This is a genomic window from Corynebacterium sp. FDAARGOS 1242, assembly GCF_016889985.1.
Classification (GTDB): Bacteria; Actinomycetota; Actinomycetes; order Mycobacteriales; family Mycobacteriaceae; genus Corynebacterium; species Corynebacterium minutissimum_B.
This window is the reverse complement of the sequence record NZ_CP069568.1, coordinates 2,446,371-2,467,297: the sequence shown is the minus strand read 5'-3', so window position 1 is coordinate 2,467,297 and position 20,927 is coordinate 2,446,371. Positions and strand designations below refer to the sequence as shown.

Sequence of the window (20,927 nt, the reverse complement as noted above, 5' to 3'; positions counted from 1 at the left end):
AATCATTTGCGAGATAAGTCACACACTCGGGATAAGTTTCTTTTATCATTACTGTCATGAAAGAAACTACCCCAGACACTAACACCGTCATCATCGTGGGCACCGGCCTCGCCGGCATGGTCGCCGGCTACGAGGCCCTCAAAGGTGGCAAGCACGTCATCTTCCTTGAACAAGAAAACCGCAATAACCTCGGCGGCCAGGCCTTTTGGTCGCTGGGCGGCCTGTTTTATGTCAATTCCCCTGAACAATCCATGATGCGGGTCAAGGACTCCGAAGAGTTGGCGTGGCGGGACTGGACCAACTCAGCCGATTATGACCCAGTGACCGAGGAGGACCGTCACGACTATTGGGGTGAGAAATGGGGACGCGAATACGTGCGCTTCGCCGCCAATGAAAAGCGCTCCTATCTCAAAGGCCTAGGCCTCAACGTCCTGCCCACCATCGGATGGGCAGAGCGCGGCTCTGGTGACGCGTCCGGTCACGGTAACTCCGTGCCGCGCTTCCACCTCACCTGGGGCACGGGCCCCGAGGTTGTTCGAGTATTTCGCGAGCCACTCCTACGTGCTGAGGAGAAAGGCCAGGTGGAATTCCATTTCCGTCATCGCGTCGATGAGCTCGTCGTCGAGAACGACGGGGCAGGCAGTCCGCGTGTGGTGGGCGTGCGCGGCAGCGTCCTCTCCCCCACCAATCAGGTACGTGGCGAGGCCAGCCCGAGGGACGTCGTCAAGCACTTTGAACTGCGCGGCTCCGCCGTGGTGATTGCCACCGGCGGCATCGGCGGCAACCTGGAGAAGGTACGCCAGATGTGGCCCACCGAGCGGTGGGGTAAGTGCCCGAAAGAGCTAGTCACGGGTGTGCCGGCGCATGTCGACGGCCGCGGTATCGACATCGCCCAGAACGCTGGCGCCTCCGTGGTCAATACCGACCGTATGTGGGCTTATACCGAGGGCATGACCAACTGGGATCCCATCTGGCCTGGCCACGGTATTCGCATCATCCCGGGTCCGTCGGCGCTGTGGCTCGACGCCGAAGGTAATCGCCTGCCCACCAACCTCTTCCCCGGCACCGATAACCTGGCCGCGCTCGCCCACATCGGCCGGACCGGCCACGGCTATTCCTGGTTCGTGCTCAACAAGGCCATTGTGGACAAGGAATTCATCTTCTCCGGCTCGGAGCAGAACCCAGATCTGACGGATAAGGAGTTCAAGAAGCTCGCCGGCAAGTTGGGCCCCGGCACGCACGTAGCGGTCAAAGCTTTCATGGACAACGGCATTGACTGGGTTGTGGAAGACACCCTAGAGGATCTCGTCGCCGGCATGAACCGCCTTACGCCGAAGGGATCCCCCACCATTGAGGAGGCCCACCTAAGAAAAGTCCTGGAAGACCGCGATTCCCAACTGGATAATCCTTTTAGCAAGGATGCCCAAGTCAACTACATCCGCGTTGCGCGCGGCTTCTTGGGTGACAAGCTCATTCGCGTCGCTCCCCCGCACCGCATCCTCGATGAATCCAAAGGCCCATTCATTGCGGTGCGCCTGACGTTCCTTACCCGCAAGACTCTGGGCGGATTGGAAACCAACCTGGATGGCCAATGCCTCAACGCAGACGGCTCGGTGCTTCCTGGTTTATACGCCTGCGGCGAGGCCTCCGGCTTTGGTGGCGGTGGCATGCACGGAAAGAACGCACTGGAAGGAACCTTCCTCGGCGGGTGCATCCATTCCGGCAAGCGCGTGGGCGAAGCCCTAGCGCAGAGCTAGCTAAGAGCCAACCAAGAGTTCACCCAGCGCCATTGCCCATACTCCCCTACCGTAGAGACCATGAACCTCGCTAGAAACGTCCGCATCGTCGTGGAGAATCCTTACTTCACGGTCACTCGCTTCGTCGCCACGCCCGCTGAACTCACCGTGGGCGAGATGATCATCATCGTGCACGCAGCTCTCGGCCTCGAACCGTCGAGCCCCGGCCAGCTCATGGTGCGCGAGGATGAAGAGCCCATCGATATCTTCCCCATCATCGACTCGGACTTCTACGATTCCTTCGGCGATGACGTCCACTACCACCCCTCTGAGGGCGATTGGTGCATCACCATCAGCATCGCGGACACCTCCCGAGTCGTCATGGGGCTGCCCGCGCTGATCTCCGGCGAAGGCCCCGACCTAGTCACTGAGTTAGGTTCCCCGCAGGCGATGTTCAGCGTCATGCTCGACGTTCAAGCCTCCATGGCTTACATGGGCGTCCCGCCACAGGACATGGAGCGCATCTTCAGGATCTTTCCCAATTACACCCTTGAACAGGTCAATCAACGACTGACAACGTGCTATCACCCGGCAATCGCGCAGCGCTTGGCGACGATGGGCACGGAAGCCGCCAACCTTGAAGGAGGAACCCAATCCTCACTCAGCTCCGAGCTCCCCTTTGATCCGTTCAGCGCTCATCCGTGGGATGACTTCTCAGATGACGTTGATGACTTAGGCTTCCCCACTGAGCTCCTCGAGCAATGGCGCGAGGAAGTTTATGAGGCCTACCCAGAGCTGAGCCCGGATTTTGCGCTTCCGGAGCTATCTGAGGACACCGTCCAAATGATTGGTCAGCGTGTGCGCGAATACTTGGATGTCATCCGCGACTTTCCACGCCTCACCGGCGCTGGATTCCTCAAACAAGCTGCAGTTCAGCGCTTGAAGGACTGGCTGCCGAAGCCTAACGCCCATGAAACCGTCAAGCGTGAGGACTACCACCAGACGCTGTTGAATCTGCGAGAGTTCTTCCTCAGCCTGGATTGGGTTACGTGTACCACCTCGACCATTCGCGTCACTGAGCTTGGTGAAAGGGCTGCCCGCGATCCGGACTTTGCAACGCAGCTCATTCTTGGAGCCATTCCCTATTCCTACTCCCCTCCGAGTGGCGCTCCGCAGCTGGGCTTAGACCTCGTGCATCTGCTGCGCGGCGACATACCGACTCAACTGGACTGGGACCCTATCCTCATCATCTCGCGTGACCTGTTCTTCGCGCTGGGCATTCTTACCCATGACACCCACCTGGCCACTATCAAGCCAGGTCACGAAGGTTTTGTGGCCGCTGTACTCGCGTCTTTGCGCGACGACCTCAACCAAGAACTCGACTAGCACCACCACGCGCTGTGGAGCGCGTGGCTAGGCCTGCGGCCCCTCACCAGGGCCCTGATTCTGGCTGTGACCTTGGGGTGTAGCGCGTTCTTCCTGTGGTTTCGCAGGAGTTGAGCGCACGCGCCGCACCGCAATCACCAGCAAGACAAGACCGCTGAGCAAGAACGCCAGGGCCCGGAAAATACCGGACAATGCAGCCAGGTCGAAGAAGGTCAGCTTCAGCGTTGCCACGATGGCAAGGAGAATACCCAGGCCAGTAAACCCTTCGTGGTGCTTGATGAGCAAGCGCGCGGCGATGAGCATCCAGGCAACGGACACCACCACGTGGCTGGCAAACCACGGGGAGGAACCCCAGGCGTCACCGGTAATGAGTCCGCCCAGGCCGGTAATTGTTCCAACCACTGCAACCATACTGAGGCCCAGCGCAAACACTGTCGCAGACGCAACGTACACGCGATTGTTAGCGAGCCCATGGATCTGAGACCTGCGCAACCACGTTGCAATCAATGCCAGACCCAGCAGCACTGCGGAAGCAAACATTGTCGGTTCTTCACGGAACGCCTGCGGGACGGCAATGCTCGACAAGAACAAGGGAAAGACTAAGATCACCACGCCTACTACCCACGCTGCTTGCAGAGCACCATGCTTTAAGTAGGGCAGCAGAAGCACCAGCGCGATGTAAAACACTGCCGTGAGAACAACCGCAACCCACAAGCGCACATCGGACATGCCACCGCTTGCCCCATGTTCACTATCGGAAAAGTTGGCGAGCTGGGTGGCCTTATACGCGAGCGCAAAGGCAACAGGGAACACTCCAAGCGCAATGCGTCCTTGTAGTTGGCCCCACGCTACCGCAGCGATGGCGGCAAAAGCGGCAACCAGAATCCACGCGGGAATCTCAAAGTTCACTCGCACAAGGCAGAGCCCCAACAGCAGTGCTGGCACAAGCAAGCCAGCTGTGTAGTCACCGAAAGCCCTACGGCTAGTGGGGAAGTGGACTGCAAGGCCTACGAGTAGTACAGCGGATGCACCCAATACCGCGTTGGCCACGATATGCATATCGGAAGCCTTACCCATGATCAGGTTGGCCACGACCAGCAGCAGTGCAATAGCGCCGGTACCACGCAAAGTATCGTTCCTGCGCCACGCTGAGTAACCCAACACCATCAGCGGCATGAGCAGCACGGGCAAAGCACCAACACCGGTATTGGCAATCAGAATGCTGGATACCAGGGCCATACCGATGGCAAACCACATTATGGTCAGCTTATGGAAGCCCTCGGGCTTGTAGTGGACAGAGGCCATGTACGCGGCAAAAAGCATGGTCATGATAATTGCGCCGAGCCACGCTGGCCACCATCCCAGCCAAGTCACCACCAACAAGGAAGTAACGAGTGCTGAGTACAGCGATGTCGCCAGCAGAGCAGTAGTACCTGCTTCTGGCGCCTTGCCACGGAATTTCCACGCTGCACCGCCTAGCGCTAGGGAGACCACATAGGCCAGGATCACTCGTCCAAGCGGACCAAGCAGCCCTGCCTGAATGGCCATGCCCACGAGGAAGGCGACACCAATCAGGGTGATGACCGTTCCGGCGATAGCCACAACCCCAATGAGTGTCTTTTCTTGGTCTTCTGGATTACGTGGCTTTTTAGGAACCCAGGGCTGCGCTGGCGGTCGCTGCGGACCACCGTGCGGGGGCAGGGCACCGTTGGGTCCATGCTGCGGCGGGAACTGCGGCACAGGTTGTCCTTGCGGTCCCCGCGGTGGCTGTGCTCCTTGGTGTGGCCGTGGCATTGCTTGTTGAGGAACGCCTTGAGCCTGTTGCGGCCGCTGCTGCGGAGGCTGTTGAGGTTGCTGTCGCGGGCGCTGCACCTGCTGCGCACTCGGTCCTGCCTGCTGGCGGGGCATAGGCCGCTGAGGGCCAGACTCCGGAGGACGCGGCTGACCGCGATCGGGCGACTGCGGCTGGTGCTGCTGTTGCGGATGCAGCTGCAGCGGGTGCTGCTGCGGTGCGCTGGGGATTCGTGCAGGCGGAGGCTGCAGTGGCGCCTGCGCTGCCGCAGCCTGAGCCCGGGCCTGTTCTTGCTGGGCCAGCCACCGGCGGGATTCACGAAGCCCGCGCTCTAGTGCGTCCAGTCGGCGGCGAAACTCTTCAAATGCTGGATCCTGCTCCATGCCTATTGCTTACCTTTGTTTTCAGTAAGCAGCCACGCAACCGACAGCTTTGTTACCTAGTTGAAACCAAATAGTGCCCCGGCTGCCATACGCATAGCCCTAGACCTGAAACCTGTGACCTGCCGGTCGGCGCCGCCTGGCGGAACGTGGATGCTGGCTTTACTTCACCACGAGGTTGACCATGCGGCCTGGGACGTAAATCTCCTTGACCACGTTCTTGCCTGCGGTGAGCTCGGCGATGCGCTCATCTGCCTTGGCGACGCCCACGACGGTGTCTTGGTCGGCGTCGGCAGGCACCATGACGCGAGCCTTGACCTTGCCGTTGATCTGCACCGGAACCTCGACCTCATCGTCGACGAGGTACTTCTCATCGAACTCTGGGAAGGCTTGGTAGGTGATGGTCTCCTCGTGGCCGAAGCGCTTCCACAGCTCCTCCGCAATGTGCGGAGCAACAGGGGAGACCAGCTGGGCCAAGGGCTCCACCGCGGCGCGCGGAGCGCCCTTCGGGTAGGCCTTGGTCAGGTAGTTCACGTACTCGATGAGTTTGGCCACCACGGTGTTCAGGCGCAGGTTCTCGTAATCGTCACGCACACCAGCGATGGTGCGGTTGAGCTGCTTCAGGTCATCGTCGGAAAGCTCCGCATCCGTCGTGCACAGCTCGCCGGAGTTCTCGTCGATAGCCAGGCGCCACAGACGCTGCAGGAAACGCTGCGCACCGACGACGTCCTTGGTTGCCCACGGGCGCGAGGTATCCAGCGGGCCCATCGACATCTCATAAACACGCAGGGTATCGGCACCATAGTCGCGGCAAATGTCATCCGGGGCCACGGAGTTCTTGAGGGACTTGCCCATCTTGCCGTACTCCTGGTTGACCTTTTCATCCCCGTAGTAGAACGCGCCATCGCGTTCTTCTACCTCGGCGGCCGGGACGTAGACGCCGCGGGAATCCGTGTAGGCATAAGCCTGGATGTAGCCCTGGTTGTACAGGCGGCGGTAGGGCTCCTTGGAGCTCACGTAGCCCAAGTCGAAGAGGACCTTGTGCCAGAAACGGGCGTAGAGCAGGTGCAACACGGCGTGCTCAACACCACCGACGTAGAGGTCAACGCCGCCCGGGTCGTTGGCACCGTGCTCATCTGGGCGGGGGCCCGTCCAGTAGCGCTCGTTCTCGATATCGCAGAAGATTTCATCATTCGTCGGATCGATGTAGCGCAGCTGGTACCAGGAAGAACCTGCCCACTGCGGCATGACGTTGGTGTCGCGGTAATACGTCTTGGGGCCATCCCCGAGACCCAGGTCCAGCTCCACCTCAACCCACTCGCGGGCCTTGGCCAGCGGCGGCTGCGGGGAGGAATCGGCATCATCCGGGTCAAAGGACACCGGCTTGTAGTCTTCTACCTCCGGCAGCTCGATGGGCAGCATCGACTCCGGCAGCGGGTAGGCCTGGCCGGCCTCGTCGTAGACGATAGGGAAGGGCTCGCCCCAGTAGCGCTGACGGGCAAACAGCCAGTCACGCAGCTTGTACTGGATCTTCTCGCGGCCTACTCCCTGCTCCTCCAGCCACGGGATGATCGCGGCGATGGCCTCATCCTTGGACATGCCGTTGATGTCCAGGGAATCGTTGGCGGAGTTCACCGCCTTGCCGGACTCCGTGTACGCCGCTTCGACGATGTCGCCACCAGAAACGACCTCCGTAATGGGCAGGCCGAAGACGGTAGCGAACTCGTAGTCACGCGTATCGTGCGCCGGAACCGCCATGATGGCACCGGTGCCGTAGCCGGTCAGGACGTAATCCGCGATAAAGATCGGAACCTGCTTGCCGTTGACCGGGTTGGTGGCATAGGTGCCCAGGAAGACACCGGTCTTTTCCTTGTTCTCCTGGCGCTCCAGGTCGGACTTCGCGGCAATAGAAGCGCGGTAGGCCTCTACGGCCTCCTTCGGATCATCGTGTCCGAAGGTCCAGCGCTCATCCACATCATCCTCGTACGGGATGGGGGAGAGGAGGGCGTCGACAAGCTCGTGCTCCGGCGCCAGCACCACGTACTCCGCGCCGAAGAGGGTATCCGGGCGAGTGGTGAAGACGTCGATGTCATAGCCCTCGGCGTGGAAGCTGACCTCCGCACCACGGGAGCGGCCAATCCAGTTGCGCTGCATGGACTTGACCTTCTCCGGCCAATCCAGAAGCTCCAGGTCATCAAGCAGACGGTCGGAGTAGGCGGTAATACGCATCATCCACTGCGACAGGTTCTTGCGGAAGACCGGGAAGTTGCCGCGCTCGGACTTACCCTCCGCGGTCACCTCCTCGTTGGCCAGCACGGTGCCTAGGCCCGGGCACCAGTTCACGGTGGAGTTGGACAGGTAAACCAGACGGAACTCGTCGAGCGCCTTACGCTGTTCTTCCTTCGTCAGATCCGCGTAGTAGCGGCCGTCCTTCGTCGTGCGCTTGCCCACCTCGAGCTCCTTGATGAGCTCAGACATTGGGCGCGCCTTCTGCTGCTCCTCATCGAACCAGGAGTTGTAAATCTGCAGGAAGATCCACTGCGTCCACTTATAGAACTCCGGGTCAGTCGAGGCCACCGAGCGGCGTGGATCGTGGCCCAGACCCAGCAAACCCAGCTGGCGGCGCATATTCTCGATATTCGCCTCCGTCGTAGTGCGCGGGTGCGTACCCGTCTGGATAGCGTACTGCTCTGCCGGCAGGCCGAAGGCGTCGTAGCCCAGCGTGTGCAGGACGTTCTTGCCCAGCATGCGGTTATAACGGGCAAAGGTATCAGTAGCGATGTAGCCCAGCGGGTGGCCCACGTGCAGACCCGCACCAGACGGGTAGGGGAACATATCCTGGACGTTCAGTTTCTCCGCGGGAAGTTCCTTACCGTCCTCCGCGAGCGGCCCAACTGGGTTCGGCGCGTTGAACGTACCGTTATCCTTCCAGTACTGCTGCCAGGCACTTTCAATCTGCGCGGCGAGCTCCGGCGTGTAGCGGTGGGTGGTGTTATCGCTCGGGTTAGTCATGGTTAGACAGTGTAGTCACCCCACGGACATCTCCCCAGTTAGACCCAGCTGAGCCGCATTCTGCTCCGGAACGCGGCCACGTGACTGACGACACCCCCTTGTTCCCACTAGGCGGCGCCATTAAAATCACCATTGTTCTACTGTTCTACATTTGGCGAACAGATAATCAGGAAGGGCGATTAGAGCGATGACCAGCATTTCTTTGCGCGAACTCAATCAGCGTTCTGGCCACATAGTGCGCGAAGTCGCCGCTACAGGCCAAAGCGTGGTCATCACTGACCGCAATCGTCCCATTGCTCGCGTTGTTCCTATTTCATCTCTCGATAGCCCTGTGGAGCAGTTAGTAGCTGCCGGAATCTTGAGCCACAACCCGGAGCCATACTCCCAGCCAGGCAGAACAGACTATCTGCCTTCCGGAACAGACGTTGTATCGCTACTGGACAGGGAAGACCGCTTGTGATGATCTATGTCGATACTTCGGCACTAGCGAAATTGGCCTTGCCCGAGCGCGAAAGCTCCGAAGCCGCCGCACTTCTTCAAGGCCAGCAACTGTTTTCTTCTGCACTCATTGACATCGAGCTATCCAAAGTGTGGCAGCGCAGTGGCCTCACCGGTACCGGCTACCGACAGTTCACGGAGGCAGTCTCCAAGGTTGGCATCAGCGATGAGGTCATTCACCGAGCGTGCTCTCTGACCGGAGTTCGCTCCCTAGATGCTATCCACCTTGCGAGCGCCTGCCTCCTCCGTGACGCTGGCCTCGCGCTAGCCTTTTTCACCTATGACAAGCAGCTCCACGCTGCTGCCCGGTCTCAAGGATTTACTGTCCTTCCCTCAGCCAGTGACGGCCACCAATGACGGTCGTAGAGGTTTCTCTAGGCCTTCTTCACCACAGCAGGCTTGAGCTTCATCGCACCGAAGCCGTCAATCTTGCAGTCAATGTTGTGGTCTTCCTGGCCGGTGCCGGCATCAAAGTTCAGGCGAATGCCGCGCACCTTGGTGCCGGACTTCAGTGGCTGCTGCGCGCCTTTGACCTTGAGGGTCTTGGTGATGGTGACCGTGTCGCCGTCGGCAAGCGCGTTGCCCACTGAATCCACGATGGTGAGGGCGGCTGCCTCCGCGGCCGAGTCGCTGGCAACAGTGTTGGCGGAGAACTCATGCGCGCACTCCGGGCAGACGATGAGCGGCGGCATCTCGTAGGTGTACTCGGAGGAGCATTCAGGGCAGGGCGGCAAAGTTGCGGCTGAGGTATCAGGCATAGGAGATAGTTTAGCCTGCACAGTACGACGAGATGATATTGCTCTCATTCTTTTGATTGATACCCGGGTGGGGTATAGGCTTATGGCACGCCCAATCGGATTCATTCGAAAGAACTATGAAACGCTTTATTTCTCTCGCTGCCGCGTGTGCCGCAGCCATCACCCTGTCCTCTTGCTCTACTGACAGCCCCGTACCGAGTGAAGCCTCGAAGAGCGATGCTGCCGCCACCGAGGTCCAGCAAGTTCCGGTCGAGGACATCCTGGCCGAGTTCGACCTCGAGGGCCTGGATGGCCAGGAAATCGTGGACAAGCTGGATCGCCAGTCCAAGGACGAGCGCAATAGCGATCTCCTCGCATCCGTGCGCCCGAACGAGTTGATCCTCGCTACTGAACAGGGCCAGGCCTCCCTGCCGCTGCCGGAGGACAAGTTCTACCTCTCTATTGCGCCGTACCTCTCCCGTACGCACGACTGCTTCAACCACTCCCTGACCACCTGCACTGGTGAGCTCGGCAAGGAAGACATCCACGTCACCATCACGGATGATGAAGGAAACGAGCTGGTCAACGAAGACACCACGACCTTTGACAACGGTTTCATTGGCTACTGGCTGCCCGCCGATAAGAAGGGCACCATCACCATCAAGCAGGACGGCAAGACCGGTGAGGTCCCCCTCGACACCTCCGAGGAGGGCGCAACCTGCATCACCACCCTGCAGATGACCTAATTTGCTCATTCACACGCCACGGTGAATCCCACCTCCTGGGGTTCACCGTTTGTCGTTTTATGGTGTCCACGCAGTGCTTGCCGACGTCAACGGTGTTCTGGGCAAGTCCCCATACGGCCGCTCCCTGAAGAACATCTCTGAGCAGGCTGTCTCCCACGGTAAGCCCGCTGGTGTCGTCAGCTCTGTTCCGTTCAGCCACGCCACCCCGGCTGCATTCGCGGCACACAACAAGAACCGCAATAACTACACCGAGATCGCAGAGGAGATGGTCGGCTCCGATCTCTCCGTCATCATGGGCGCTGGCCACCCAGAGTTCGATAACAATGCCCAGAAGGTCGATGCGCCGAACTACAAGTACATCTCCGAGGAGTCCTTCAACTCCCTGTGCGATGGTTCCGCTGGTTGGGAGTTCGCCGAGAACACCGCTGACTTTGAGAAGTGGGCCGAGGGCAACGTTGAGGCCAACAAGAAGCACTTCGGTCTCGCGCCGGTTGCCTCCACCCTGCAGCAGGGCCGCGACGGCAACCCGGATGCCGCTGAGCCGGGCACCGACCCAAAGAATGACGTCGTTGACCTGCCGACCATGACCAAGGGTGCTCTCAACGCCCTGGGCCAGAACGACAAGGGCTTCTCCGTCATGATTGAGGGCGGCGCCATCGACTGGTCCGGCCACGCCAACCAGACCGGTCGCGATATCGAGGAAACCCAGGACTTCAACAAGGCTGTCGACGCCGCCATCGCCTGGGTTGAGGAGAACTCCAGCTGGGATGAGACCCTACTCATCGTCACCGCTGACCACGAGACCGGCTACCTTTCCGGCAAGGAGGAGACCGAATCCTGGAACCCGCAGACCGGTGAGAAGGAGACCAGCTCCGCCGTCGGCGCCGGCTTCTTGGGCGCAGGCGTCGTGGCTGCCCTACTCGGCGCCATCGCCGCGTTCCTGCAGTCTGTCGGCGTGGTCAAGGTTGACTTCTCCGCTCTGCAGAAGATGTTCCGCTAAGCACTACAGCACTATGCACTAAAGGATGCGCTAAGCATTCAGCCCCCCACGTAGGCCCTCCGCACTCGTAGCGGAGGGCCTTTGCCAATCACACACTACGGGGGCTGATTCTACTGGGAGGACTCCATTAGGCAGTCATACAGAAAATCCATCAAAACTGTGGCATCGTCGGCCCGGAAAAGTTCATCAAGTGCAAGGTTGAACTCCAGCCTCCGCGCGTGGGGGATATTCAATGCGCTGTATCCATGACTCAGCAAGAGGCCTGACGCTACAAGCCGTGCGGTTCGCTTGTTTCCATCGAAATAAAACTGGCTACGCGTGGCAGAGCAGAAATAGGCCAATGCTTGCTCGACGGGGTTCCCACATGCGTGAAGGGAGACCAGTGTCGATAGCCTCATCCCTTACTAGGACAGCATGGAGTACGTCACTGGTGGCTTTATGAACCGGACATTCCTCTCTGATGACTCCTTGGAGTTTAGTTTCAATGAAAGCTAAAGCCGTATACCCAATATTCCAACAACTTCTCATCAACGAGGATACGCTTGAATTTCCGAAAAGAGAGTTGCTGACAAACCCCATTTCGCGGAACTGTGCAGGACTTACAGTCGATGTCTAAAGTGTCTAACTATGTTGTTCCACCCAACATCGAGACAGATTTAGTTAAGGTGAATGCAACAATTTAGCCGACGCTGGAATCCAGCTAGTAACTTCTATCTTTTTCAACTTCGCCAGCAAACTGATGTTCATTCCGCCTGTGGATCGAACAATGGTGGTTAGGTAAAAACTCTTAGCTTAATTAGTGCATTTGCGAATAGAGACAGGATATGACGATGCCCAAAGATTATCTCTCCGAGGAAATTTCAATTTGTCTAGGTAAGTTCTTTTTCGCTGGCATAGGTCCTTCCCATGGAGAGATAACAACTTGTTTCTTAGACTTAGGCCTGCAACATGCAGATCCTTATGACCCTTCCTCTGGCACCCCGAATAAGGAACAGCGAATTCTTCAGCTATGTCGTGAGGTCAGAACAGGAAATTTAGTAGATGCTAAGACGGTTCTAGCGCGCGTTCTCACCATGCTTAGGGCACATGGAGTTTTCCGGCTTCACCAAGAGAAGTATCAGCTTCAGATCTCAAATTTGGCTGCTGCTTTGGAACGGGAAAACCTTGTCCTGACTGACCAAGGCTATGTAAGAAGCGACTTCGAGATTGATTTGGAAACTGGCGGCAGAGAAGCTCTCGAGGAACATCTGCATCGTCTGTCAACAAATAGCGAGGACCCCGGAGTACTTTTAGGAGTCGCAAAAGAGCTACTTGAATCGTCTTGTAAGTTTGTGCTTGAAGAAAGCGGAATGTTGCCTGGCCGTAAGGCCGACTTCGACGAGCTAGTTGCATTGACCTTTGAGCGGTTGAATCTCCTGCCGGTGGATGTAGACATTAGTCAACCTGGCGGAAAGCAGATTCGCGCAATTTATCAATCAGCTAGAACCGCCGCCCTTCAGATAAATGAGCTACGCAATCTACAGGGAACTGGACATGGTCGGACTCTTCCTACTGGCGTTACTGTTCAAGCTGGAAGATTTGTCGTTAGAGAAGCGGCACATGTAACAGAGCTAATCCTGACGAGTCATGACCGTATGCGAGGGCGGATTCAATAAAATCAATACAATACGTCAGATTTTGATACTACGTTCGCGATGGAGAATACAGTGGCACAGCGACCCAGGATGGTCAACCCCGAAGGATTCGGTGGAAGAGCCTGGTTGACAGTTGAAGAATGGGAGACATATCGGCGGCGAGCAGCAGTGCGCTACCCCCAAAAGCTGCGAGCCGAAGTTATTAAGCGAGACGGGGAAACATGCTGCATTTGTGGCTCAGTTAATGGAAAGCCAATACAACTTGCGCACCACGTTCCATTCAAAATGGGCCTAATTGACTTCGGTCTTACCCCTGAATGGCTTGACAGTATCGATAATCTTCGACTCGCTCATCAAGGTTCGTGTAACGATCTCGCGGAATGTAAGTCTGAAGAAGTTCCTCAATTGCTGGTTTCACTAGGATTGAATCTCAAGGATAGTCCGGTGGTGCGCTCTGGGGCCGCCACCCTCGAACAAGTTGATGGTGACAATACCGTGGAGTTCAAGTTCAATGTGTAGCTAGGCCTCGGGGTTACCCACACAGAACTCGTTGCCCTCTGGGTCCTGCATGACAGTCCACACCAATCCCGGTGCTTCGTGGGTGTCTAGTTCGGCAGCGCCCAGGCCCTTGAGGCGCTCTACTAAGTATTCGCGCTCCGACCCGCCAACATCGATATGCATGCGGTTCTTGCCAGGTGTGGGATCCTCAACGCGCTGAAACCCTAGCGCCGGGGCGGAATCAACCATCACGAAATCGCCGTAATCCGCGGCGATTTCACAGCCAGTTGCAGCCGACCAGAACTCGGCGAGCCTAGACGGATCGTGGCAGTCGAAGGTAATTTGGCGGATCGCGAGATTGGCATCATTCATAGTCTCCATTGTGGGGATGGGATCTGACATTTGCAATGCCCTGGCGAGCGTATGAAGTTGCATCCGGTAAAAGCGCCGGGTATTGGAGCTATTCGTGACTAGTCGAGCAGGGCGCGGTACTGCTTGCGCGCCTTCATGGAGTGAATGATCGTTTCTGTGCCGTCATCCCAGATGAGTACGACGATCTCGAGTAGTCTCATGGAGCCGTCGAATCCGAGGCGTAGTTCCCTTCGAGGATGTTCCTCGTCGAGTGGGGTTTGAACACACAGCCTGAAGTCGCGGCAGTAACTAAGTCGTCTGGCTTGATGCCATGTTTCGTGGCGCTCCGGCGTACGTCCATTTCTAAATGGCATTCTTTAACGCTTCGCAGATTGCCTGAGACCGTGACCATCCGTTTGCGCCCGCATACTTGTCGAGGTCTGATATCTCGCTGGGGAAAGCCGAATGGAGATAACCTTCGCAGTATCTTCGTTTCGAGGTTTCCTTCCTCGTCGACAAAGTGTCTCTACGTCGTAGCCTTGCTCGACTTCGGTTACCCACACATCGATTTGCTCTTCGCTGACTGGTTTCCCGTGGCGGCAAACGGTCAGACTTCTTGTTGACCACGCAGTTGCATCAGCATGAGAGGACGGGAGCTATGGTCGCTGGCGTCTACCGCATTCTAGCCCTGACGCGGTTCGTGATCTGCGACTTGGCAAACAACTCATCAGTAGGGCTGTTTATGTCGATGAGAAAAGTCCTTGATAACGAGTTCGGCTACCAAGAATGGAATGCGAAGAGGCGATTGTAACCTTCTATCAATCCTGGGAGTGGCAGTGTGTGATCGACATCGAATGGACACTGAACCGGGTGCCCTCCAATTCTCCAAGTCCACCGCTTCGCATTTTTTGCATTTCGCTCCATTCTGGAGTGGCCAAGCGGAGAGTTTAGCCTTCGAGAAAAAGCTTGCTGACAACACACCGCTAGTGCTGATGTACTGCGGTCAGATTAACATTCAAAAGGCGCCGCCGAACCAGTACGCCTAATGAGCGTTCTATCTCAAAGTGATCATCAACCGAGACGAGGTGATTTACTCCCACAGTAAAGAAATTGCGACGTGAATCGCTCCGCCCTGCGGGTCAGACTGCCCCGCGACGCACGCCAGACTCACGCACGACCACATCCAACACCACGCAAAACTCGCGTCGACCAACTTCGTATGGCCAGAGCACTCCTTCCAAGCGCCAAAAAGCGTTCCCAGTCTATGTCCCTCCGATGTAGTTTTCTGCGCACACATCAATGGCAAGCTGATGCGGTGATACGTAGTGTATTCCTGCTTCATTCGTTGCGCCGGTGAGCTCTTCACCAGCGACAGGCACGAGGGTGATTCCTCCGGATACAGGCTCAGCACTCGAGTGAATCCGAGTGGGCAACGAGGGCACTATGTCTGCCGGATTTGTGCACCAAATCAACGTCGACCGAGGCTTTTCTCCTCCCCTGGCGCTTTGCGCCGGGCTGCGTTGAGCTGCAAAAGCACCCGACATCGCCCATGGTTGCTCATTCGCATCAACCGCTGAGGCAAGCGTTATGGGATTCGCCGGTAGAAAATGAAGAGCCCCGTGGCGGCCATAGGGATTGGACGCCCATGCGCCCCGTTCTATGAGCGTCTGATAGTCACCGTCTTCGCCCGGAGCATCGCCCCATTGCACGAAGCGGTCAATCCACCTTTTAACGTCTGGTTCTTCGCTGCTGAGCTCCCCCAGGAGAACTCGGACGGCTGTCGCGGCGGCGGCGTCACTCATGCGATGCACCGATACGGAAACCTCATACCCAAGCACGCGCATTACCTTGTCCAACCCTGCCAAACTCGGTTGAGCTGCCCCACGCAACCACAGATTGAGCGTATTTCGCGATACTCCCGAGCGCCGCGAGATTTCACTAAGGCTCAGCGGGCTTTTCTTGAGGAGTTGTAGTGGGTCCATAGCCCCCCACTATAGCCATTTGTCCTATGCTTAGGACACCTGTCCTACTTCTAGGACAGTTAAGCCCTCTACCAGCCACATGGCAACCGCACCCCGCTGTGTCCTATGATGAGGAAAATGAGCGCGGAGATTTATTCACTTCCAACTACGCCCCTGGTAGCCAGCGAGTACATCGAGCAGGGCCCCCGGCTGTCCCTGCGTCGCGGCAGCAATATTCTCACGCTTCAGCTGCCCGCCACCTTCCCGGAAGCAGAACTTACCGATCCCCGCTGGGTCGTCCAATCGCATTTCATTGATCGTCCGCACACGCTGCGTGAATTCGCCACCGATGAGCCGCTTGAAGTAGGCATTCCCGGCCCCTTTACTCGCATCATTGTGACTCTGCGCGACGGCGAGGAGGAGCTCATCGAGCCCACCACCTTCACGGGCATTACGGAGGACGCTCCTTTCATCGTCTACGACCGCACGACGCTCATCGCGCCGCAGGGCACGCTCGAGGCCGCTGAGCCGCTCGGCATCTGGGCCGGCTGGGAAGTGGGCTCGCTGCCGGAGCAGGTTAGGGTGCCGCAGAGGGAACCGGTGGACGTCGCCAAGCACAGCGATTTTGAGTGGGACTTTGGCGTGGCCATCCTGCCCAACGCCCGGGGACTTGATAACGAGCCGATTTTTACTCAATCCCCGCGCGTGCACCTCATCGCGGAAGGTGAGTGGCGCCTCGACCTCACCTACGCACCCCTCGGCGGTGAGCAGGAGGAGATTTCGGAGCAGACCTTTGAGCCAGGAATCGCCGAACCTTTCCCCAGTGATCTCTACGAAGACCCCTGGGTAGGGCGCTACAAGGTCTCCTTGTACCGCGACGACGAACTCGTTGATGTCCGCTTTATCTCCCTCGCCGAGGGCCTCCACATGCGCGCGAGCAACGAGGGCCCGCGCGGCATGGATTTCCGCATCATCGATGCTCTCGGCGCGCATTCCGCGTTTAGTTACACGCTGGCCTCTCCGCCGAAGAAGCCCATAGCGCTGGAGAAGGGCCTGCGCACCTTTGAGGAGACCGAGGTCTCGCGCCGCGAGGTCGTGGCCAGTGATGCCGGGTACGAGCTCGAGTTCGACGTCTGGCCCGAGGCCCTGTTTAGCCGCGTCAAGCGCATTGGCTTAGAGCCCACGGAACACTCCGACAAACCGGTTATTTTTGCAGGGCAGCTCGATCAGGACGATATGTTTACCGTCCATTCGCCGCGCCCGTTGCCGCTGGCGAAGTTCGTCACCATTGACGGTCGCCAGAAGATCAAGGAGCTGGCCCGCACCTCGAAGACCACGCAGGCGGTCACGAACCTCGCCGTTCCGAATGCTGCGTTGGCCAATGCCGTGCGCAAGCAGCCTTCTGCGGAGCTTTTCCTCATGTGGTCTACGTTGACCTACGAGGACTACCTGGATTCCCTGCCGGAAGAGGAGCGCACTGCTCACGAGGCCCGCAGCTTGGAGCGCCGCATTGTGGAATACGAAGCTTCGGCTTCGACCAGCCTCATCTATGCTGCCTTGGCCACGGTGCGCAAGACCCCGTTGGTCAGCCGTGGTCTGCTCGGTGATGGGGAAGTGATCATCGAGCAGAACGTGGATCCACAGGTAGATTTGGTGGGCTGGGCATGGCCTTTGGCCAACCCCACTGTTTCCCCTACCCAGCTCACTCCGACAGAGAATGGTTTCGAGCTGTCTGCCGACCTCCTCGAACAGGGCTCGCTGCTTGTCGACGTCCGCGAGCTCAACCCCACCTCGAACCTCACCGCCCCCGCCCGGCCATCGAGTGCATCCATCGTCGTGACCCCGGAGGGTGCCGAACCGGCCCGCGCTTCCAAAGACTGGACACCGGAGGAGCTGTGGGGCGCCTTCCGCGCGCTGCACGTGCTGTCTCAGCGCAGCCCGAACCCGAAGCTGCAGGCGATGTTCGACGACATCATCGACCGCCTGCGCGCCAACCCGGAGGCAGCGCTCCACGCCCTCGCGCGTACCGGCGTCAGCGTGAACCAGCAGGCTCGCTCCATGGCACGCACCCGCCTGTTCCACTCGCCGCTCGAATCCGACATAGAGAAGAGCGCTGACAGCTACTTGGATCTTCTCCTCGATCCTTCCGCCAGCGAGAATGCCGAGCTCACTGCCGTGCGGGACAGCGGCGCGGATGGTCTGACTCGCCCGATGCTGCTCAACGCGGCAACGGTTCACAGCCCAACCCCGAATGTTGATGACCTCATGGGGGAGGCCGCTCGCGTCGCTGCCCTCCGCGAATGCTTTGCCAACAACGGCGCCCTCGATGCGCTGGGCACCATCGAGCACCTGCGCAAGGACGCCACTGCACTCGCGTCGGTGGTGCAGAATGCCGGCGTGGACATGTCGATTAGCCACACCCTCGTGGCCTTGGGCGCCTTTGCCAGCGGAAATACCGCAGACGAGCTCAATGCTGCTGCTTGGATGCCTTATATCTCCTATGCCTTCGCCTTGGCTTCCCGCGCCGCGGCGAACGACATCATCATGGAAAGCCCCCTGCTCAAGGACGATATGCCTATGCTTGCCGACGTCCTCCCCCTCGCCCCCCGCCTCTTCTTCTACGACCTCGTGACCGCGGAGGCCCTTTTCCATAATCGCGACGTGTAACCGCGTGAGGTGTGCCACAATGGGTGAGCATGAAGGTTATCTCCACGAACGTCGCTGTCCGCCGCCCGGAGCCGCACGGGCGGCACGAGTACACGGGCATCGATAAGCAGCCGCGCCCTTTCCTGGATCTAGAGGTTCCCGGGCCCAACTATGGTGACGGCTCCGGCGTGGTGGGGGATTCGATTGGTGACCACGCCCACCACGGCGGTGCCGAGAAGGCCGTCTACGCTTATGCCCGTGAGGAGCTCGATCACTGGGAGGGTGCGCTCAACCGTGTACTGCGTGATGGCTACTTCGGGGAGAACCTCACCACTGAGGGCATCTCCTGGCCGAATATGTTCATCAACCAGCGGATTCAGGTGGGGGAGTGCGTCCTCGAGGTCTCCATCCCGCGCACACCTTGCGCCACCTTCTCCGGCTGGATGGACGAGCCGGGCTGGCTCAAGTCCTTCACAGAGCGCGGCGATTGCGGTGCGTACCTGCGCATTATCGAGCCTGGCCGCATCAATCCAGGCGATGAGATCACGCTTATCGGCTGCCCCGACCATGACATCACCATGGGCATGGCCTTCGCGGCCAAGATGGGGGACAAGGAGCTGGCCCGACGCGTCGTGGACGCCGGCTGCCTCGCTGCCGTCCACCACGAGCAGCTGGTTAAGAGCCTGCAATCCCGCGGTTAGCTAGCCATTCATAGGTTGTCGCTTGTGAGCCGCGCGTACCATCCATACGCACGAATCGTGCCTTCACCAGTGACTTCAGCGCATATCGGACCTGCGCTCGAGTGAGGTTTGTGGCTGTTTCTATTTCACCAATGGACAGGGGTTGTGCCGCCGCACTCAGCGCCTCCGCTACGCGCGGGGCGTTGACTCCTAGGCCATCCACGTTTGCTGGTGCGTCCACTCGTCGTTGCGATTCGATGCGGGATTCCTCCTTGCGTAGTGGCCCCCAGGTACGGGCTTCCCCACGCGTGTCCGGCCGCCACATCTTCACCGTAAATTGCACACCGGAATCTATCAGGTCAGGCTCCGGCAGTCCTTGCTCTCGCGCGGCATCCAACATGAGCTGCACGCCGCCGCCTTCGCCCTCAATGACAAAAGAGCCATCGTCTGCTTTGAGATATCGGCACAGTCTATAGAGACGCTGGTTAATCTCCTGTCGTGCCAGATCTCTCGACTTCAGCTGCTCTACCGTCAGATCCCGCAGGCCACCTGGGCTGGAGATGACCATCTTGTCCGGTAGCAAGCGGACATCAATCGATTTACCCGCACCCAACGTATTTGGCCCAAGATCACGGTGCACCAGTGCATTCGCCACGGCCTCTCGAATGGCCGAAAGGGGAAGTTCAGGAACTTCCACCATTGATCCATCCTCTCGATATCGCCGTACGGCGGCTAAACGTTGCCTTACCCATCCCATTACCGAGTTCAACAGCACCGGAACGGGCCCCTCAAAGGTCTCCAACCCCAACACTCGCCCGTGCTTCGAACCATTCGGTAGCCTTTGCGCCACCGTTACTGCTAAGGAGGGAAAATGTCCTTGAGGATAGAAACCCAGCGCATACAGGCCAGCAAGCGTCAGCTCTCCAGTCGCGGTCGTCACCGCTAGTGCCCGTAAGACGTCCTCATCTTGAGTAAGTCCCGAAAGTCGCCGATTCTTTCTCCGCGCCTGAACCAAGAAATCTTGCACCAAGTCGCTATCTAGGTCTGCAAGGCTCGTGCCCTCCACAATCGTCGTGTCATAGGACACTGCCTCTTCGGCATGCAGCTTCGCTACGTCCATCATGCGTAGCTCGGAGGCACTCATACGATAATCCCCATCAGCCATTCGAAGATACGCTTCTCCCCTGTAGATAGCAGGCTTGTCAATGATCGGAAGACCCGTAACCTCCGCAATCACGACATGCGTGCCATCTATTGCCACACTGTCGGTATGCACTGTGACTGGGGGAGTGATGGCATGACGCGCCTGCGAGGCCAGAGCAGCCTCTATCTCCGAAGGATTCTCAATGCCAGTGACAATGAAGCCTTCTTTCTCATTGACACCGAGAATGATAAGACCGCCACTCGGCATGTTTGCGAACGCGCACAATGTCTGCGGTAGAGAGTCCGGAATGCCCCCTTGAGCGGTTTTGACCTCGACTGTTGTTGAATCACCGCCGCGCAACTCAAGCTCAGCCAATAGCTCTCTCAGCTGATTCTCGGACCAATTGTTCACGATGAATACCCGCCCTCAATATTAACAATGACGGCTCAATGCTAACTTCATTCCCGTTCAATGACAAGATTTCTCATTGATTTTCCCATTGAGGTGTCATTGACGTTCTCGTTGAGGCCGAATTATGACCCTGAAACCCCGCATGTTTAAGAGTTATCTAGCGCCCAAACCCCAATGAGTGGTTGGATAAGAGTTATCCAACCACTCATTTACTGTTTGACGAATGGATAACCTCTAGCAGACGACATCCTCAACCTGCTCGACCTCGCAGACCGCCAGCTCGCCAGCAGCCGCTTCGACACAAGGATCTCACCA

Annotated in this window: 15 protein-coding genes; 9 read left to right on the top strand and 6 right to left on the bottom strand. The window is 58.3% G+C overall.

Features of this window, described 5'->3' with window-relative positions; genetic code table 11:
• Positions 1 to 56: 56 nt before the first annotated feature.
• Together I6J72_RS11795 and I6J72_RS11790 are read left to right on the top strand one after the other, a co-directional pair.
• Entirely contained in the window at positions 57 to 1,757 is a 1,701-nt protein-coding gene (locus tag I6J72_RS11795; RefSeq protein WP_204099320.1) for an FAD-binding dehydrogenase, read from the top strand.
• A gap of 60 nt (positions 1,758 to 1,817) precedes the next feature.
• Positions 1,818 to 3,122 (top strand): hypothetical protein, encoded by a 1,305-nt coding sequence (locus I6J72_RS11790; RefSeq protein ID WP_204099319.1) that lies wholly within the window; start codon positions 1,818 to 1,820, stop codon positions 3,120 to 3,122.
• A gap of 27 nt (positions 3,123 to 3,149) precedes the next feature.
• Here the strand turns inward: I6J72_RS11790 and I6J72_RS11785 are convergent, their stop codons facing one another.
• Positions 3,150 to 5,297, bottom strand: coding sequence for a hypothetical protein (locus I6J72_RS11785; protein ID WP_204099318.1), 2,148 nt, complete (start codon positions 5,295 to 5,297; stop codon positions 3,150 to 3,152).
• Positions 5,298 to 5,456: 159 nt separating this feature from the next.
• Positions 5,457 to 8,306, bottom strand: a complete 2,850-nt coding sequence (gene leuS, locus I6J72_RS11780) for a leucine--tRNA ligase (RefSeq protein WP_204099317.1) — start codon at positions 8,304 to 8,306, stop codon at positions 5,457 to 5,459.
• A 187-nt stretch (positions 8,307 to 8,493) separates the two neighbouring features.
• Between leuS and I6J72_RS11775 the strand changes: the two genes are divergently transcribed.
• On the top strand, positions 8,494 to 8,766 hold the full coding sequence (locus I6J72_RS11775; protein WP_204099316.1) for a type II toxin-antitoxin system Phd/YefM family antitoxin: 273 nt from the start codon (positions 8,494 to 8,496) through the stop codon (positions 8,764 to 8,766).
• The gene (locus tag I6J72_RS11770; RefSeq protein ID WP_239107611.1) at positions 8,766 to 9,161 is read left to right on the top strand and encodes a type II toxin-antitoxin system VapC family toxin; all 396 of its coding nucleotides are present in this window, start codon (positions 8,766 to 8,768) and stop codon (positions 9,159 to 9,161) included. The genes I6J72_RS11775 and I6J72_RS11770 overlap by 1 nt, the downstream gene beginning before the upstream one ends.
• 17 nt (positions 9,162 to 9,178) lie before the next feature.
• Here I6J72_RS11770 and I6J72_RS11765 read toward each other — a convergent pair whose 3' ends face one another.
• On the bottom strand, positions 9,179 to 9,562 hold the full coding sequence (locus I6J72_RS11765; RefSeq protein WP_204099314.1) for a zinc ribbon domain-containing protein YjdM: 384 nt from the start codon (positions 9,560 to 9,562) through the stop codon (positions 9,179 to 9,181).
• Between the two features lie 116 nt (positions 9,563 to 9,678).
• On the opposite strand from I6J72_RS11765, the gene I6J72_RS11760 reads away from it, so the two are divergent.
• From I6J72_RS11760 to I6J72_RS11750, 3 genes are all read left to right on the top strand, one after another.
• Complete coding sequence (locus tag I6J72_RS11760; RefSeq protein ID WP_204099313.1) at positions 9,679 to 10,287, top strand: CueP family metal-binding protein; 609 nt, start codon at positions 9,679 to 9,681, stop codon at positions 10,285 to 10,287.
• 49 nt (positions 10,288 to 10,336) lie between these two features.
• Positions 10,337 to 11,287 (top strand): alkaline phosphatase, encoded by a 951-nt coding sequence (locus tag I6J72_RS11755; RefSeq protein WP_239107357.1) that lies wholly within the window; start codon positions 10,337 to 10,339, stop codon positions 11,285 to 11,287.
• Positions 11,288 to 12,111: 824 nt separating this feature from the next.
• Entirely contained in the window at positions 12,112 to 12,942 is an 831-nt protein-coding gene (locus I6J72_RS11750; protein ID WP_204099312.1) for an abortive infection family protein, read from the top strand.
• A gap of 498 nt (positions 12,943 to 13,440) precedes the next feature.
• Here the strand turns inward: I6J72_RS11750 and I6J72_RS11745 are convergent, their stop codons facing one another.
• Together I6J72_RS11745 and I6J72_RS11735 are read right to left on the bottom strand one after the other, a co-directional pair.
• The gene (locus I6J72_RS11745; protein WP_370552142.1) at positions 13,441 to 13,791 is read right to left on the bottom strand and encodes a VOC family protein; all 351 of its coding nucleotides are present in this window, start codon (positions 13,789 to 13,791) and stop codon (positions 13,441 to 13,443) included.
• A 1,241-nt stretch (positions 13,792 to 15,032) separates the two neighbouring features.
• Complete coding sequence (locus I6J72_RS11735) at positions 15,033 to 15,752, bottom strand: helix-turn-helix transcriptional regulator (RefSeq protein ID WP_204099311.1); 720 nt, start codon at positions 15,750 to 15,752, stop codon at positions 15,033 to 15,035.
• A 117-nt stretch (positions 15,753 to 15,869) separates the two neighbouring features.
• Between I6J72_RS11735 and I6J72_RS11730 the strand changes: the two genes are divergently transcribed.
• Positions 15,870 to 18,398, top strand: coding sequence for a hypothetical protein (locus I6J72_RS11730; RefSeq protein ID WP_239107355.1), 2,529 nt, complete (start codon positions 15,870 to 15,872; stop codon positions 18,396 to 18,398).
• A 29-nt stretch (positions 18,399 to 18,427) separates the two neighbouring features.
• Positions 18,428 to 19,078: an MOSC domain-containing protein gene (locus I6J72_RS11725; protein ID WP_204099309.1), complete on the top strand. Its 651-nt coding sequence runs from the start codon at positions 18,428 to 18,430 to the stop codon at positions 19,076 to 19,078.
• Here I6J72_RS11725 and I6J72_RS11720 read toward each other — a convergent pair.
• Entirely contained in the window at positions 19,053 to 20,612 is a 1,560-nt protein-coding gene (locus I6J72_RS11720) for an ATP-binding protein (RefSeq protein WP_204099308.1), read from the bottom strand. The genes I6J72_RS11725 and I6J72_RS11720 overlap by 26 nt on opposite strands.
• Positions 20,613 to 20,927: the final 315 nt, after the last annotated feature.